The organism is Halomonas qinghailakensis (assembly GCF_025820815.1).
GTDB classification, from domain to species: domain Bacteria; phylum Pseudomonadota; class Gammaproteobacteria; order Pseudomonadales; family Halomonadaceae; genus Vreelandella; species Vreelandella qaidamensis.
Genome location: NZ_CP096973.1, coordinates 3,457,363 through 3,472,382, shown reverse-complemented (window position 1 = coordinate 3,472,382; position 15,020 = coordinate 3,457,363). Strand labels below are relative to the sequence as shown.

The 15,020-nt window shown below is 50.1% G+C and carries 16 protein-coding genes; 9 read left to right on the top strand and 7 right to left on the bottom strand.

Going from position 1 to position 15,020, the window contains the following annotated elements; translation table 11 throughout:
- The first annotated feature begins 16 nt into the window (after positions 1–16).
- A complete protein-coding gene (locus tag M0220_RS15805) occupies positions 17–751 on the top strand; it encodes an RNA methyltransferase (RefSeq protein ID WP_264018195.1) in 735 nt (244 codons plus the stop codon).
- Between the two features lie 75 nt (positions 752–826).
- Here the strand turns inward: M0220_RS15805 and M0220_RS15800 are convergent, their stop codons facing one another.
- The 4 genes from M0220_RS15800 to fabI all read right to left on the bottom strand — a co-directional run bounded on the left by M0220_RS15800 (position 827) and on the right by fabI (position 5,845).
- Complete coding sequence (locus M0220_RS15800; RefSeq protein ID WP_264018194.1) at positions 827–2,173, bottom strand: Na+/H+ antiporter family protein; 1,347 nt, start codon at positions 2,171–2,173, stop codon at positions 827–829.
- 153 nt (positions 2,174–2,326) lie between these two features.
- Positions 2,327–3,580, bottom strand: a complete 1,254-nt coding sequence (locus M0220_RS15795; protein ID WP_264018193.1) for an acetate/propionate family kinase — start codon at positions 3,578–3,580, stop codon at positions 2,327–2,329.
- 2 nt (positions 3,581–3,582) lie between these two features.
- On the bottom strand, positions 3,583–5,013 hold the full coding sequence (locus M0220_RS15790) for a bifunctional enoyl-CoA hydratase/phosphate acetyltransferase (protein WP_030072722.1): 1,431 nt from the start codon (positions 5,011–5,013) through the stop codon (positions 3,583–3,585).
- Between the two features lie 58 nt (positions 5,014–5,071).
- Positions 5,072–5,845: an enoyl-ACP reductase FabI gene (gene fabI / locus M0220_RS15785; RefSeq protein ID WP_264018192.1), complete on the bottom strand. Its 774-nt coding sequence runs from the start codon at positions 5,843–5,845 to the stop codon at positions 5,072–5,074.
- Between the two features lie 333 nt (positions 5,846–6,178).
- Here fabI and M0220_RS15780 point away from each other — a divergent pair, with 333 nt between their 5' ends.
- The 7 genes from M0220_RS15780 to M0220_RS15750 all read left to right on the top strand — a co-directional run bounded on the left by M0220_RS15780 (position 6,179) and on the right by M0220_RS15750 (position 11,489).
- Positions 6,179–7,594, top strand: a complete 1,416-nt coding sequence (locus M0220_RS15780) for a GntP family permease (protein WP_264018191.1) — start codon at positions 6,179–6,181, stop codon at positions 7,592–7,594.
- Positions 7,595–7,666: 72 nt separating this feature from the next.
- Positions 7,667–8,878: an MFS transporter gene (locus M0220_RS15775; protein WP_030072715.1), complete on the top strand. Its 1,212-nt coding sequence runs from the start codon at positions 7,667–7,669 to the stop codon at positions 8,876–8,878.
- A complete protein-coding gene (locus M0220_RS15770; protein WP_264018190.1) occupies positions 8,875–9,006 on the top strand; it encodes a hypothetical protein in 132 nt (43 codons plus the stop codon). The genes M0220_RS15775 and M0220_RS15770 overlap by 4 nt, the downstream gene beginning before the upstream one ends.
- Before the next feature lie 133 nt (positions 9,007–9,139).
- Complete coding sequence (locus M0220_RS15765; RefSeq protein ID WP_264018188.1) at positions 9,140–9,904, top strand: DUF1538 domain-containing protein; 765 nt, start codon at positions 9,140–9,142, stop codon at positions 9,902–9,904.
- Entirely contained in the window at positions 9,904–10,719 is an 816-nt protein-coding gene (gene umpB, locus M0220_RS15760) for a Na,Li,K/H(+) antiporter subunit UmpB (protein ID WP_030072711.1), read from the top strand. Before M0220_RS15765 ends, umpB begins: the two co-directional genes overlap by 1 nt.
- Entirely contained in the window at positions 10,709–11,062 is a 354-nt protein-coding gene (locus M0220_RS15755) for a P-II family nitrogen regulator (RefSeq protein WP_030072709.1), read from the top strand. Before umpB ends, M0220_RS15755 begins: the two co-directional genes overlap by 11 nt.
- Positions 11,063–11,072: 10 nt before the next feature.
- Complete coding sequence (locus tag M0220_RS15750) at positions 11,073–11,489, top strand: CBS domain-containing protein (protein ID WP_051690165.1); 417 nt, start codon at positions 11,073–11,075, stop codon at positions 11,487–11,489.
- On the opposite strand, the gene M0220_RS15745 is transcribed toward M0220_RS15750, so the two are convergent.
- From M0220_RS15745 to M0220_RS15735, 3 genes are read right to left on the bottom strand one after another with little or no spacing between them, the layout of a single operon-like run.
- Positions 11,479–12,417, bottom strand: coding sequence for a metal ABC transporter permease (locus tag M0220_RS15745; RefSeq protein WP_301583708.1), 939 nt, complete (start codon positions 12,415–12,417; stop codon positions 11,479–11,481). The genes M0220_RS15750 and M0220_RS15745 overlap by 11 nt on opposite strands.
- A 14-nt stretch (positions 12,418–12,431) precedes the next feature.
- A complete protein-coding gene (locus M0220_RS15740) occupies positions 12,432–13,256 on the bottom strand; it encodes a metal ABC transporter ATP-binding protein (RefSeq protein ID WP_035536538.1) in 825 nt (274 codons plus the stop codon).
- A gap of 6 nt (positions 13,257–13,262) precedes the next feature.
- Entirely contained in the window at positions 13,263–14,159 is an 897-nt protein-coding gene (locus tag M0220_RS15735; RefSeq protein ID WP_404813864.1) for a metal ABC transporter solute-binding protein, Zn/Mn family, read from the bottom strand.
- A 192-nt stretch (positions 14,160–14,351) separates the two neighbouring features.
- Here M0220_RS15735 and mntR point away from each other — a divergent pair, with 192 nt between their 5' ends.
- Positions 14,352–14,864: a manganese-binding transcriptional regulator MntR gene (gene mntR / locus M0220_RS15730; RefSeq protein WP_051690164.1), complete on the top strand. Its 513-nt coding sequence runs from the start codon at positions 14,352–14,354 to the stop codon at positions 14,862–14,864.
- The last annotated feature ends 156 nt before the right edge of the window (positions 14,865–15,020 follow it).

Here is a 15,020-nt window from a genome sequence, read left to right as displayed (position 1 = left end):
GTAGGTCTTCATTACCGTGCTCTCCAATATTCGCATCGTACTAGTGCAAACCTTCCACCCAGGCAACATTGGCGCTACCGCTCGCGCAATGAAAACCATGGGCTTATCTGAGCTCATCTTGGTTAATCCCCGGGCGTTTCCTGATGACGAAGCAACTCGCATGGCCGCAGGTGCAACGGATGTGCTTGAACATGCCCGTTGTGTAAGCAGCCTTGAAGAGGCAGTTAGTGATTGCGTACAAGTGGTGGGCGCGAGTGCAAGGCTCCGCAGCCTGCCGCTCCCGCATTTTGATGAACCCGATGACATGGCGCAGCAAGTGATTGAGAACGCCACACAAGCGCCGGTTGCGCTGGTGTTCGGACGCGAGCGTTCAGGCCTCACTAACGATGAGATACGCTGCTGCACACACCAGGTAAGTATCCCAGCCAACCCTGAATACGGTATTTTAAATCTCTCACAGGCCGTGCAGATTTTAGCCTATGAAGTGCACCGCGCTTGGCGTAGGCGCGACGATAGCGCCTTCATTTATCAACGCCCGATTGAAGCTACGCTACCTAGCCGCGAGCAGTTTTTACACTTTCAAGACCACCTTGGACGTTTAATGCAGCAAAGTGGCTTTCTAACTCAGCCTCATGCTCGCACGGAAGAGCAGCTTCAGGCGCTGTTTGCTCGCGCACAGCCCAGCCGTAAGGAACTCTCCTTACTTCGTGGCCTGCTCAGCGCTTTTGAAACGCATTTACCTAAGCAGTAGTTACAGTTTTAACGTAAAGAAGGGCAGCTCATAGCTGCCCTTCTGTTGGTCTGTAAGAAAACTGTGAAAAAGCGCCTACAGCGACATTGCTGCCAGCCACCCAAATGCAATCAGCGGTACGTTGTAATGCAAAAAGGTAGGCACCACGCTGTCCCACATATGATCATGCTGGCCGTCCACATTTAACCCAGACGTGGGCCCCAGCGTAGAATCAGACGCTGGCGAGCCAGCGTCGCCCAGTGCGGCTGCAGTACCTACTAGCACTACCGTTGCCATCGGCGAGAAGCCAAACTGTACCGATAATGGAACAAAAATCGCCGCGATAATAGGAATGGTCGAAAACGATGAGCCAATTCCTAGGGTAATAAACAAGCCCACTAGCAGCATCACGAGCGCCGCCAAACCGCGGTTATCACCAAACAGTTCAAACGCACCTGCCACTAGCGAGTCAATGGCCCCTGTCGCCTTCATGACTTCTGCAAAACCAGCTGCTGAAATCATAATAAAGCCGATCAATGCCATCATGCGCATACCGCTGGTAAAGAGATCATCCGCTTCACGCCACTTAAAAATACCGCCCAGCGACAGCAAGCCAATCCCCACTAGCCCACCCACAATCATAGAACCGGTATAAAGCTGCAGCCCTAGTGCGGCTACAATCGCCACACCCGACATCACAAGCCCAAATGTATGAGGCTTTGCAGGCGTGTGGCCTTGGTGAGCATTCGTCGCCACAAGGTCTTTACTGGTGTATTCGCGCTGTCCACGGTAGCTGAAAAAAAGTGCTACGAGTAAGCCAATCGCCATCCCACCTACCGGAATAGCCATTGCCATGGGCACCATGCCCCGGGTAATTTCCAAGCCTAGCGACTCGCCAGCGCTATTTAAATTCGCCAGCAGAATATCATTTAGAAAGATCGCGCCGAATCCTACTGGTAGTAGCATATAGGGGGCAGTTAACCCAAAGGTGAGCGCACAAGCCACGGCGCGCCGATCAAGCTGAAGGCGATTCATCACCACTAATAGCGGTGGTATCAGTACGGGGATAAACGCAATATGCACAGGAATGGCATTTTGCGATGAAATAGCCACCAAGAGTACAGCAACAAGCAAAAACACTTTTACTCGCGCTTGATGTGCTGCGGTGGCTTCTTTCCCCAGCATCGTAATTAGCCGATTTGCCAGCATATCGGGAAGCCCCGAACGGGAAATAGCCACCGCAAAGGCTCCAAGAGTGGCATAAGCAAGGGCTACTTGCGCGCCTCCACCAACACCATCATTGAAAGCACTAAGCGTTTCATCCAGTGATAAACCGCCAACTAATCCCCCTACTAACGCACCAACAACAAGCGCAAATACCACGGATACCCGAGCAAGCGAAAGTGCCACCATGACTAGCACAGCAAGAATTACCGCGTTCATGAAAATTCCCAGTAAGATAAGTGAGTGAGCTTACAAAAGCTGGGGATTCTATCAGATCAGTGGTTTCTCGGTAGCGGTAATCACTATAGAAATAGCAACAATCACAATGTCTAACGTCGCACGTGTCGCCTCTGACACCAGGGGACTGGCTGGTTAATCTGCTTTGTTAAGAAGCGTTAGGCAATCAATGGCAATCACGCGCTCTTCATCCGTTGGTATCACCCAAACACCGACACCACTGTCCGCTGCAGAAATACAAATAGCATTATGATGATTCGCCTGCTCATCAAGCTGCATGTCAAGCCACTCACACTGCGCCACAATACGCGCACGCACAGCGGCGGCATGTTCGCCAATCCCCGCCGTAAACACTAATTGGTCAAGCCCACCAAGCGCCCCGGCTAAGCTGGCAATTTCCCGCGCGGCTCGATAGCAATAAAGCTCAACAGCTTCTTCAGCCTCGGGAGCATCACTTGCAAGTAACTCGCGCATATCACTACTGATACCTGAAACACCCAACAGGCCTGATTGCTTATATAAGAGTGACGACACTTCCTCGACACTCATTTTTTCCTGACCAATTAAGTGCAGCACCAACCCAGGATCCAACGTCCCGGAACGTGTGCCCATCGGCAGACCATCAAGTGCGGTAAAGCCCATAGTTGAAGCGATACTGACGCCATCACGGATAGCGCAAAGACTGGCACCATTACCCAAGTGCGCAACGATCACACGCGAACGAGGTGCATTTTTAGGCAAAACATTCGGCAAAGTGCGCTGAATATAATCATAGGAAAGCCCATGGAAGCCGTAGCGAATTAGCCCCTTGGCGGTAAGCTCACGCGGCAGCGCAAATTGCCGAGCCACCCAAGGTTGGCGAGCATGAAACGCAGTATCGAAACATGCGATCTGTGGCACATCGGGTACTTGTTCCATTAATAGCTTAATAGGGGCAAGACCATGGGGCTGATGCAACGGCGCTAGGCTTGAAAACTTCTCCAACTCAGCTACATCATTAGCGCTTAACCTAACCGCTTCGTGGTAGGTTTGGCCTCCATGAACAACGCGATGCCCTATAGCGATCAGCGTGCCTTTATCGTCACGTTGGTCAAGCCACACCATAAGTTTTGTAATGGCTTCTTCATGATTCGTTGCAGGCGTTAGTCCCATCGCCTGCAGCGCTTGCAGCTCATAGTGATGCGGTTGTTGTCCGACCTTTTTATGTACCAACGACACACGGCACTGAGACGTAGCCAAACCCGAAAAATGACCACTGTAGCTAAGCGTCAACGCTTCTTTGGGTGTGCCAGTAGCGTCTTCATCCATCGCATAATAAGCAGTTCCAACATGATAAAGGGCAAACTTAACGCTAGAAGAGCCGCTATTTAGCACCAATATTTCTTGCATTATTAAGCTCCTGAAGTCCTACCAAGCATGCCACAACGACGCTGATGATCAGCCAGCAGTAACGCTAACGCACTGGACGCCATACGCGTCAACGCGTCGTCTGCACGGCTTGTTAGCATAATCGGCACTCTAGCACCGACAACAACGCCTGCGCCCGTTGCATCCGCTAAGTGGGTAAGCTGCTTCATTAACATATTGGCTGCTTCAAGATCTGGCGCTAAGAGAATATCGGCACGCCCAGCGACTGGCGAAACGATACCTTTAGTTCTTGCCGCTGCTTCTGAAACGGCATTATCAAACGCTAGCGGACCATCTAAGGTGCCACCGGTTATCTGACCACGCTCTGCCATCTTACACAGTGCCGCCGCATCAATCGTGGAGGTGATTTTAGGATTAACGGTCTCGACAGCAGAAAGAATCGCCACAAGAGGATTGTCATTACCCAGCGCATGAGCCAACTCAATGGCGTTTTGAACAATATCGCGCTTTTCCGCCAACTTAGGATAAATATTAATCGCCGCATCGGTGATTAACAGCGGTCTTGGGTAAGTTGGTACATCAAAGGCCATCACATGACTCAGACACCGTTCGGTGCGCAACCCCGTGTCACGCTTAAGTACTTCACGTAAAAGCTCATCAGTGTGCAGTGCGCCTTTCATCAACGCACCTACGCGCCCCTGGCGGGCTAATGCTACTGCCTGCTCGGCTGCGGCGTGGCTATGGGGTACATCCACCAGCTCAAAGGCGCTGATATCAACCTGAGCTTTTTCAGCCGCAAGCTGTATTTTCCCTTTGGGCCCAACCAGTACGGGAATGATTAACCCTTGTGCCGCTGACTCAACCGCTCCGCAAATGGCGCTTTGATCCACTGGGTGAACGACTGCGGTGGGCATCGGTTCTGGACGATCAGCAGCCGTTAAGATTTCATGTAACCTGCCACGCTCAGTTAAGCGTACTTTTGGCAGCAGCGCGCGAGGACGACTAATTTTTTTAACCGGCGCTAAGACACTAGCTTCTCCTTCGATGACCGTATCGCCTCGTTGATTTTCACAGCGACAGGCGAAGGTAATTCGGTGACGCTGGTCGTCTTTTTCAGTAGCCCGCACGGATACCCGCAGTACATCGCCGAGCCTTACTGGCGCCTTAAACTTCAGCGTCTGGCCAAGATAGACCGTACCCGGCCCAGGCAGCTGGGTACCCAATACGGTAGAGATCAACGCCCCACCCCACATACCGTGGGCAATCACTTCCTGAAAACGGCTGCTTTTGGCGAAGTCGCTATCGACGTGTGACGGATTAACATCCCCTGACATCACAGCAAATAACTTGATGTCCTCCATGGTCAGGCGTTTTTCCAAATGGGCTTCATCACCAACGCTTATTTCGTCATAAGTGCGGTTTTCAATTAGATCATTTACGTCATTGACCGACATCGAGTTACTCCTTTTGAACGCTTCCTTAAGCTAGGCCGTTTGCTTAGCCCACCATATGTTAAAAACGAAGGTGATGGCCTGCATCAACGTAGTGAGTCAACCCCGTCAGTGAAGCGCCAGCGTCAGAGGCTAAATAAACCACTGCATTGCCAACATCTTGCACGCTAGCAAGCCGGCGTAGTGGCGAGCGCATTTCGCCATCATGAGCTAGTTCATCAAACGCTTTAAGCCCAGACGCTGCCCGTGTACGAATAGCACCTGGCGATACTGCATGCACACGGATGCCCTGGGGGCCAAGCTCAGCAGCCATATAGCGCGTGGCAGATTCAAGCGCGGCTTTTACGGGGCCCATTAAGTTGTAGTTATCAACCACCTTTTCGGCCCCGTAGTAGGTCATGTTGAACAGGCTCCCTCCCTCTTTCATCAACGGTTCGGCATGCTTAGCCATGCGAATAAAGGAGTGGCAGGAAATATCCATAGCGAGTAAAAACCCCTCTTTTGAGCAGTCCACTACCCGTCCATGCAAGTCGTCAAGGGGCGCATAGGCAATCGAGTGAACAACAAAATCTAGTCGGCCCCAGCGCGCTCTGGCCCGTTCAAACAGGGCCTCAAGCTGATCATCATGCTGCACATCACACAGTATTAATTCCGGCTCCCCCATATCAACTGCCAGTGGTGTCACGAACTTTTCAGCACGGGGAGAAGCGTAAGTGACTAGGCATTCAGCACCAGCATGATGCAGCGCCTGAGCACAGCCGAACGCAATACTGTCTTGATTGGCAACACCCGCAACAATACCGACCTTGCCTTGCATAGAAAAAGGATTTGACACCGTTGGCCTCCTAAGAAGTTGATAATAAGAAAATCAAGCCATCGTTAATGTCGTAAAAGGCTTTATTGAATAACGCTTGCTTTCAGGTCTTAACGAGAAGAGTCACTAATAAACGTGGAGCCTTTGTGACACAGGCCTACGACTTTAGTAAAAGCACCCTTGCTGCTGTGCAACATACTACCTAGTATGCCGCCCTCAACTTATTACCGACACTGCTAATTTAACGATACGTCTTTTTTAGCTGCGTTTCTCAGTGACGTTTTCTAACTGCGTGTCTTGTCGTTTAACCCTGTGGCTAACCACATCATTTGTAACCATATCTTGGGAGCCTGTATGGGCATGCTAGCGATTATTATTTCTTTACTGCTACTGATGTTTTTCGCCTACCGCGGCATCTCTGTACTGCTGTTAGCGCCACTTATGGCCTCTCTTGCAGTGCTGTTATCCGGCGATGTGGCATTTCTACTACCGGTCTATACCGATACATTCATGAAGGCACTGGGAAATTACGTCATTCAGTTCTTTCCGTTATTTCTATTAGGAGCGCTGTTTGGCCAATTAATGGCTGACTCGGGAGCAGCGCAGTCAATCTCAAATGGCATCGTTAATCGGCTCGGCACCCATCACGTGGTACTGACCGTCGTTATTGCCTGTGCAGTGCTGACCTATGGCGGCGTATCGCTCTTTGTCGTTGCCTTCGCGATTTATCCCATCAGCCGTGAGTTATTTCGCCAAGCGAATGTGCCAAAGCGCTTAATACCCGCCTCTATTGCGCTGGGATCATTCACGTTTACTATGACTGCCTTACCCGGCACACCTTCTATCCAAAATGCCATTCCTATCCCTTACTTTGGTACCAACAGCTTCGCAGCGCCGGGATTAGGGGTGATTGCGGGGCTGATCATGCTAGGTTTGGGCATTCTCTATCTGCAATCACGCGTTAAAAAAGCGGCAGCGTGTGGCGAAGGCTATGGCACCCATACAGAGCGGGAAGCAACTGACACAACTGACACAACTACAGCTGACACCGCGACTAACTCAGCACCTACCATGCCACTGGCTATTGCATTGATTCCACTGGTCATGGTGATTGGTCTTAACGCCCTGTTTACTTACGGCATCTTTCCAGCGATGGACCTTAGCTTTATCAGCGACAACTTCGAGAACGTGACGCCCAGCAGGCAAACCGGGCTCTGGGCTGTATTAATTGCCCTGCTCAGCGCTTCTGCTTGGTTGATTATTACTCGCTGGCGTTACTGGCAGGATTTGAAAGCCACGGTTAACCAGGGGTGCTTAGGCTCGCTTCTGCCAATTTTCAATACTGCTTCTGAAGTTGGGTATGGAGCGGTTATTGCAACTCTGGCAGGCTTCGCCATTATTCGCGATGCCGTGCTGAATGTTTCCCCAGGAAATCCGTTAATATCCGAAGCCATGGCTATGAGTGTGCTCGCTGGGATTACGGGCTCTTCATCAGGCGGCCTTTCCATTGCGTTGCAAACACTTGGCAGCGAATACCTCGCGATGGCGGAGCAAGCGGGAATTAGTCCAGAGCTCATGCACCGGGTAGCAACACTCGCCGCGGGCGGTATGGATACGCTGCCTCACTCTGGCGCAGTGATTACACTTTTGGCTATTTGTGGCTTAACCCACCGCCAGTCTTACGGTAATTTGGCAATGGTAACGATTTTGCTGCCTATTGCCGCACTCGTTAGCGTCATCACTCTAGGCACGCTGTTTGGCAGCTTCTAAAAAAACGCACCACATGCGATAGTTAAGTAATGAGTTAAGCATTTATTAGCCTGAACAATAACGAGACCTTATATGGCTATCGCACGACAAAACGCCTTACTTCTGATACTGCTGGCAAGCTTGGTTATTTCCACGGCCATGGGGCTTCGCCATGGCTTTGGGCTTTTCCTTGAACCGATGAGCAGCGACTTCGGCTGGGGTCGGGGTGTATTTGCCTTTGCGCTCGCGCTTCAGAACCTTGTATGGGGCCTGTCGCAGCCATTCACCGGCGCACTGGCCGACCGTTTTGGAGCGGCCAAAATTATTGTGGTTGGGGCCGTTTTGTATGTCGCTGGACTGTGCTTTATGAGCCTTTCCACCAGCGCGCTTGGCATGACGTTAAGCGCTGGGTTACTGATTGGGCTGGGCCTTTCTGGAACAACATTTTCAGTGATTTTGGGAGCAGTCGGTCGTGCGGTAGCGCCTGAAAAACGTAGCATGGCGATGGGTATTGTGAGTGCTGCTGGCTCTTTTGGTCAGTTTGCGATGCTACCCGGTACATTAGGACTAATTGAATGGCTTGGCTGGTCAGCGGCATTACTGGCCATGGGGGTTATTGCCGCGCTGATGGTTCCCCTGGGGGCAATGCTCAAAGACCGCCCAAGCCCTAACGCGCTGGGCGACTTAAGCCTACGCGATGCGCTCAACGAAGCGGCGGGACAAAAAGGCTTTTGGCTGTTGTGCCTAGGTTTTTTCGTGTGCGGCTTTCAAGTAGTCTTTATCGCGGTTCATCTGCCTGGGTACCTATTTGATAATGGGCTGGCCATTCAAGTGGGTACCACAGTGTTAGCCTTAGTGGGGTTGTTTAATATCCTGGGCACCTACACAGCGGGGTGGATGGGGGGAATTTGGTCGAAGCCACGCCTGCTCAGCTGGTTATATCTGATTCGTGGCGTGGTCATTGCTGTGTTTATTATGCTGCCGCTGTCAGCTACCAGCGCCTATATATTTGGTATCGCCATGGGCCTACTGTGGCTTTCAACTGTTCCTTTAACCAATGGCATTGTGGCATCAGTATTTGGTGTTCGCCATTTATCTATGCTGGGCGGTATTGTGTTCTTATTTCACCAGCTAGGCTCTTTTATGGGCGTCTGGCTCGGCGGCTATCTCTATGATATCACTGGCCATTATGACACTGTCTGGAAAATTGCCATTGTACTTTCACTGGTCGCCGCTGGTTTGCACTGGTTTATCAGCGAGAAACCGTTGGCACGCAACGCAACGGCTCCCCAGGTGGCCTCATGAAGCCACTGTCAACATTGGCCGTATTTGTGGTAATTACAGCCCTCTTGCTGGGTGGAACTGCTCTCGCTTGGTGGGGCTGGCATTCGCTGGATAGCTCACTACTACTGTTTGGCAGCCGACTATGCTGAAACGTTCAAAACCCTGAGCTGCATCACGCTGATATCTCTTTTTTACTTTATACTTTCCGCTTAAAGGCACGTTCACTAGATGCCAATCCGCGCATAATAATCACGTAAACGCCCCGGTGAAAATAAACGCTCAATGAATATCGTTACGTCGCTTGCACATCAGCTTAAAGATAGCCTCAGAGACCTATTACCTGTTGTACTGGTCATGGGCTTTTTCCAAATTGTCGTCATACGCCAACCACTACCTGATTCACTCGCTCTGTTAGATTTAGTGCTTGGACTCGTGTTCGTTGTCATGGGGCTAACATTATTTATTAAAGGGCTGGAGCTAGGGCTTTTCCCGCTAGGCGAAAATTTAGCACGTGCATTTGTGCAAAAAGGATCTGTTGCTTGGCTGCTGCTATTTGCCTTTGCCCTTGGCTTTGGCTCAACCGTCGCTGAACCGGCGCTTATCGCTGTTGCTGCTCGCGCAGGTGAAGTGGTATCAGAAAGTGGGTTAATTGCGAATACCAGCGAAGCTCAGACTTCTTTTGCTTTTACCCTACGCATGGTAGTGGCCGTTTCAGTAGGTACCGCCGTGGTTGTCGGTGTATTAAGAATTTTCAAAGGCTGGCCGCTACATCTGATGATTATTGGCGGCTATATCATTGTCTTATTACTAACACTTGTGGCACCTAGTGAGTTGATTGGTATTGCCTATGATTCCGGCGGCGTTACCACATCAACTATTACTGTTCCGCTCGTCACGGCGCTAGGAGTAGGCTTAGCCTCGACTATAAAAGGACGAAATCCAATGCTTGATGGCTTCGGGCTTATTGCATTTGCATCCGTCATGCCCATCATTTTTGTATTACTGTTCGGCATATTTGGTCTTAATGTAGTCGCTGGGAGCTCATGATGAACTTAATCACTATTTTCTGGGACACCTTGCGCGATATTTTGCCCATTGCAGCTATTATTTTTGGTTTTCAGTTCATTGTGATCCGCAAACGCGTTAAACATTTATCTCAAGTATTGATTGGCTTTTTCATGGTTTGGGTCGGGCTGTCGCTGTTTCTTGTGGGGCTTGAACAAGCGCTATTCCCTATGGGGGAATTAATGGCCACCCAATTAACCAATTATGACTTTTTACCCACCGTTGCAGAGGGTGCTCAGCGGCACTGGAGCGACTATTATTGGGTTTATATATTTGCTTTTGCGATTGGTGCGAGCACTACTATTGCAGAACCATCGCTGATTGCGGTATCCATTAAAGCTGGCGAAATTTCAGGCGGTACTATAAACCCATTTATGCTGCGGCTAGCAGTGGCGTTGGGCATGGCTTTTGGTATTACCCTTGGCGCATGGCGCATTGTGATGGGTTGGCCACTCCAATGGTTTGTTTTTGCAGCGTACTGTTTAGTCATCCTTCAAACCCTGCGCTCACCAAAATCCATTATTCCTCTTGCCTTTGACTCCGGTGGTGTTACTACTTCGACGATTACGGTACCCATAATCGCTGCATTAGGTTTGGGGCTGGCGTCATCGATACCTGGGCGCAGTGCATTAATGGATGGTTTTGGCATGATTGCGCTCGCTTGTTTATTCCCCATTATTACAGTAATGGGATATGCACAAATTGCTCAGTGGAAAGATAAACGCAAGCAAACCACAGACAACCTCTCTTACAGCAAAGCTCCGTCGTCTATTAAAGGAGATAAGAATGCGCTTTAAACTGATTGTAGCGTTAGTTGAGGATGAACTAAGCGACGATATCCTTCAGGCTGCTCGCGATGCTGGTGCTACTGGCGCAACGGTAATCAACAACGCACGGGGCGAAGGTCTTAAAAAAGCACGGGGCATTTTTGGTATGGAAATTACCGCCCAACGTGACGTGTTGCTTTTTTTAGCAGAAGAACATATCAGCCGACATATTCTCCAAGCCATCGCTAACGTGGGTGAGTTCGACGAAACCTCTGGTACAGGCATTGCGTTTCAGCTCGATGTAGAAGATGCCCTAGGTGTCAAACATCAAATTAAATCTCTTTCAGAAACGCTAAACCAGCCTCTGGGCTAAGGAGTTTAAGATGTCGAACATCAAGCCAACGACGGCTGAGCGCACTGTCCGCGATGTCATGCACTCTGACTATGTAATAACAGATGGATTCCTAACGGTTGCAGATGGCATTACATTAATGCGCCAGCACAGGGCTAGCGTCATCATTATCAATAGGAGAACTGAGCATGACGAGTTAGGCATTGTTTTACCTTCTGATATCGCCAAGAAAGTACTTGCGCCTAACCGCCCGGCAGAACGCATCAATCTCTATGAAATTATGAGTAAACCTGTTGTTAGCGTCCGTCCGGAAATGAACGTTCGCTACTGCGCACGGCTTTTTGATCAATTTGGTTTATCCCTAGCGCCCGTTGTAGATGCGAACCAGGAAGTATTAGGTATCGTGGATTACCATAAAATGGTCTTGGGTTGGATGGCTAGTCATTAAGATGACCAATCTTGCGATGTCGCCATAGGCGCATAAGTACACCATGCCTAGGTGAAAACAACAGTGCTAGAAAAAAGCAACCCGTCGCGACTAAGACAATCGTGCCACCGGAAGCTACATCTAGTGCATAGGAAAGCCAGAGCCCAACCACAGCCGAGCCAACGCCCACTGCTACAGAAATTAACAGCATTGTTTTAAAACGATCGGTTAACAGATGGGCAGTGGCTCCTGGGGTAATCAGCATCGCCACCACCAGGATGATACCAACGGTTTCCAAGCTAGCCACAATAGTCAGCGTTAGTAATAGGATCAGCCCGTAATGGATGATACCTGTATTAAAACCAAGCGCCTGTGCCTGGGTTGGATCAAATGCATAAAGCATTAACGGCCTGAAAGCGAGCCAAACGACTAATAAAGCAACAAGGCTGGCAGCCAAGGTAAGTAATAATGCCGACTGCTGAACACCCAGCACATTGCCAAACAAGATGTGCATTAAATGGGTACTGGAGGCAATTTTACTGATCAGTACAATGCCAAGCGCAAAGGCTCCGGTAAACATAATGCCCATGGCCGCATCTGACTTGATTCGCGTATGGCGTTCAATTGCGCCTATCCCTAACGAGGTAAGCGCGCCGGTGACGAAAGCACCGATAAAAAAAGGCAGCCCGACCAAATAAGCGATGGCGACACCAGGCAGCACCGCATGGGAAATCGCATCACCCAGTAGCGACCAACGTTTCAGCACCACATAACAGGAGAGCATGCCGCAGATAGCGCCCACCATCATCGATGTCAGCAACGCTCGCTGCATAAAAGCATACTGAAACGCATCGGAAATACTGTCTGGCAGAAGGTTAACAGGCACCATTAGCGCTGCAATTAACCCACTAACCACGGCGCTACTTATCGTATCTAACAGTTGTAACATCTCAATTGTGCCCATTACTTATGCGCTAGCGCAGAATCTTTAGCGCGCTGCGTACGATCGTTTGCCGACTGCTCGATGGAACTGACAGCTAGCTCGGCTAGCTTGGTATCACTTAGCATCTCTTCAGGCGATCCTTCGCCACGAATAAAGCGGTTGATGAGCACAACATGATCCACATAACGACGTGCCCCAGGCATATCGTGGGTAACCATTACGATTGTCCTGCCTGCTTCTCGCTCGCGTTTTAAAACATCTAGAATGAGCTGCTCACTGGGTGGATCAACGCCCGCTAAAGGTTCGTCCAACAACAGAATATTGGCTTCTTGAGCTAGTGCTCTAGCGAGCAAAACCCGCTTCTTTTGGCCGCCAGAGAGGGCCCCAATCGGTCGTTCCGCCAGTGCCAACATATCAACATCGGTTAACGCTTTCTGAACAGCTTGGTGATGGCGAGCGGCCTGCCAGCGCGCAGGTAACAGTTGCCTCCATAAAGGATCACGGCGCATGTGGCCATAACGCGCGCTCATTACGGTGTCCCGAACCGAAATAGGAAAATCCCACTCGATCGCTTCACGCTGAGCCATATACGCAATACTGCCCGCCTTGCGATGATGTTCAATCGCCTCGCCAAACGCTTTTATATGCCCGCGAAGCGGCTTCATGCTACCCGTTAAAATATGAAATAACGTCGACTTACCTGCCCCGTTAGGGCCAACGATAGCTGTCCATTGGCCAGCAGGAAACGCCAAGTGAATATTCTCTAAAACGGGCTGCCGTTGATAGGCTGCATAAAGCCCCTTCACCTCAATCGCGGCGATTGCACCTGAAACGGACGTGGTCATATAAACTTACTCAGTTGCCAAGTAACGACGCAGTAATTCCACGTTATGGCGTTGCATTGAAAAGTAATCGGCAGCTTCACCGTCAGGCTCGCTTAACGAATCAACGTAAAGTGGTCCAGCCACGGGCAGGCCCGTATCACGCGCAATACTGGTTACATGCCGATCTGAAATAGTGCTTTCCCAAAAAAGCGCTGCGGGCTGGCGTTCATTAATCATATCAATGACCCGCATCAACTGGCGAGGAGAGCCTTCCGTTTCTGAGTTGGTTCCCCAGATACCATCGTGTTCAAAATGGTAAGCGTCCGAAAAATAGAGAAACGCCGCTTCGCTTGAAAGCAGAACCCGACGATCTTCAGGAATAACTTCCAGCGCTTCCTGCAATTCAACATGTAGCTCATGGAGTTGGTTTTTCAACTCAGCGGCACGCTGCTGAATAGCATCCGCTTTTTGCGGCAAGCTATCTTCTAGTACGTTGGCAATCGCCTGCACGTAGGCGCCAGCCGCACGAGGATCCATCCACAAGTGTGGGTCGATATCGCCTTCCATCTCACCTGTAACGATAGATTGAGTGGGGTACTCCGATGCCTCAGCAACCGCTACGATGGGAACATCTTCAGTGACCGTAGCCTCCACTTGGCGCATCCACTGCTCTAGCTGGTAGCCGTTATAGAACACCACGTCGGCATCTTCCAACGCAGCAAAGTTATCGGGTGTTAGCTCCCATTCATGTACTTCAGCATTCACAGGAGTAAGCACAGTTACGCTGGCGTCTTCACCCGCCACGCCTTTAACCAAATCACCCAGCACCGAAAATGTCACGGCTATGTTAATAGGTGCCTGATTCAGTTCTTCCGCCTGTGCAGAGGATATCGCGCCTGAAAAGATCACTGAGGCGCTTAACATTACCCAACCGTACTGCGTGCTCCCAAGCTGCTTAGTCATTAGTTACTTCTCCTGTGCTAGGATCCCAACACGTACAACTGTAGCTTAATAAAAAAGCTTTGTGCAAACAGTTTAGCCTTGGCTAACAATTATCTGAAAAAATGCGCTACCATCACCAATTAACGTTTCCACTAACCTTGATAAACTTTGCCAATGAGTGAATACCAACAGCAGCACTCTTCAACTGACTTGCCGTCTGACTCTCCTGCTAGCTCTTCCACTGCGCAGGGGCAAAGTGGAGATGCACTTCCTCCCGTGGAGCAGCATGCACAGCAGTATGAAACCGTACGCAATGCTCACGAAACCGAGTTAATTGAAGACTATGTCGAGTTAATCGGCGATTTATTACGTCACCGTGGGGAAGCTCGCGCTGCAGATATCGCAAATCGAATGGCAGTGAGCCAGGCCACCGTTTCTAAAATGATTCGCCGCCTGAACGAGCTAGGCTTGGTGACAAGCAAGCCCTATCGCTCGCTTTTCCTTACCGAGGAAGGGCAAAAAATGGCCGAAATTTCCCGGGCACGCCACGATGTTGTGTTGCATTTTTTGCGAGCTTTGGGAGTAGATGACAGCACGGCCCGCATTGATGCCGAAGGCATGGAACACCATGTTAGCGATACAACGCTGTCCATCATGAAGCGCTTTACTGAACAGCAGCAAAAATAGCCAAAAATAGTTATTTATCAGCATTTTACAACATAAATTTATAACAGAGCCTTATAATAAAACTTTCTATTAGTACTGTTTATTGACACTTTCTAAGTATAGTTATTCATTATCGCTTACTCATTACGCGTGCGGGCATACCCACACGCCTTACTA

What these genes read in the sequence shown, in the direction of transcription:
- M0220_RS15800 (WP_264018194.1), bottom strand. Translation starts at nt 2,173, where the DNA reads ATGAACGCGGTAATTCTTGCTGTGCTAGTCATGGTGGCACTTTCGCTT.
- M0220_RS15795 (WP_264018193.1), bottom strand. Translation starts at nt 3,580, where the DNA reads ATGCAAGAAATATTGGTGCTAAATAGCGGCTCTTCTAGCGTTAAGTTT.
- M0220_RS15790 (WP_030072722.1), bottom strand. Translation starts at nt 5,013, where the DNA reads ATGTCGGTCAATGACGTAAATGATCTAATTGAAAACCGCACTTATGAC.
- M0220_RS15780 (WP_264018191.1), top strand. Translation starts at nt 6,179, where the DNA reads ATGGGCATGCTAGCGATTATTATTTCTTTACTGCTACTGATGTTTTTC.
- M0220_RS15775 (WP_030072715.1), top strand. Translation starts at nt 7,667, where the DNA reads ATGGCTATCGCACGACAAAACGCCTTACTTCTGATACTGCTGGCAAGC.
- M0220_RS15770 (WP_264018190.1), top strand. Translation starts at nt 8,875, where the DNA reads ATGAAGCCACTGTCAACATTGGCCGTATTTGTGGTAATTACAGCCCTC.
- M0220_RS15765 (WP_264018188.1), top strand. Translation starts at nt 9,140, where the DNA reads ATGAATATCGTTACGTCGCTTGCACATCAGCTTAAAGATAGCCTCAGA.
- umpB (WP_030072711.1), top strand. Translation starts at nt 9,904, where the DNA reads ATGAACTTAATCACTATTTTCTGGGACACCTTGCGCGATATTTTGCCC.
- M0220_RS15755 (WP_030072709.1), top strand. Translation starts at nt 10,709, where the DNA reads ATGCGCTTTAAACTGATTGTAGCGTTAGTTGAGGATGAACTAAGCGAC.
- M0220_RS15750 (WP_051690165.1), top strand. Translation starts at nt 11,073, where the DNA reads ATGTCGAACATCAAGCCAACGACGGCTGAGCGCACTGTCCGCGATGTC.
- M0220_RS15745 (WP_301583708.1), bottom strand. Translation starts at nt 12,417, where the DNA reads ATGTTACAACTGTTAGATACGATAAGTAGCGCCGTGGTTAGTGGGTTA.
- M0220_RS15740 (WP_035536538.1), bottom strand. Translation starts at nt 13,256, where the DNA reads ATGACCACGTCCGTTTCAGGTGCAATCGCCGCGATTGAGGTGAAGGGG.
- M0220_RS15735 (WP_404813864.1), bottom strand. Translation starts at nt 14,159, where the DNA reads ATGTTAAGCGCCTCAGTGATCTTTTCAGGCGCGATATCCTCTGCACAG.
- mntR (WP_051690164.1), top strand. Translation starts at nt 14,352, where the DNA reads ATGAGTGAATACCAACAGCAGCACTCTTCAACTGACTTGCCGTCTGAC.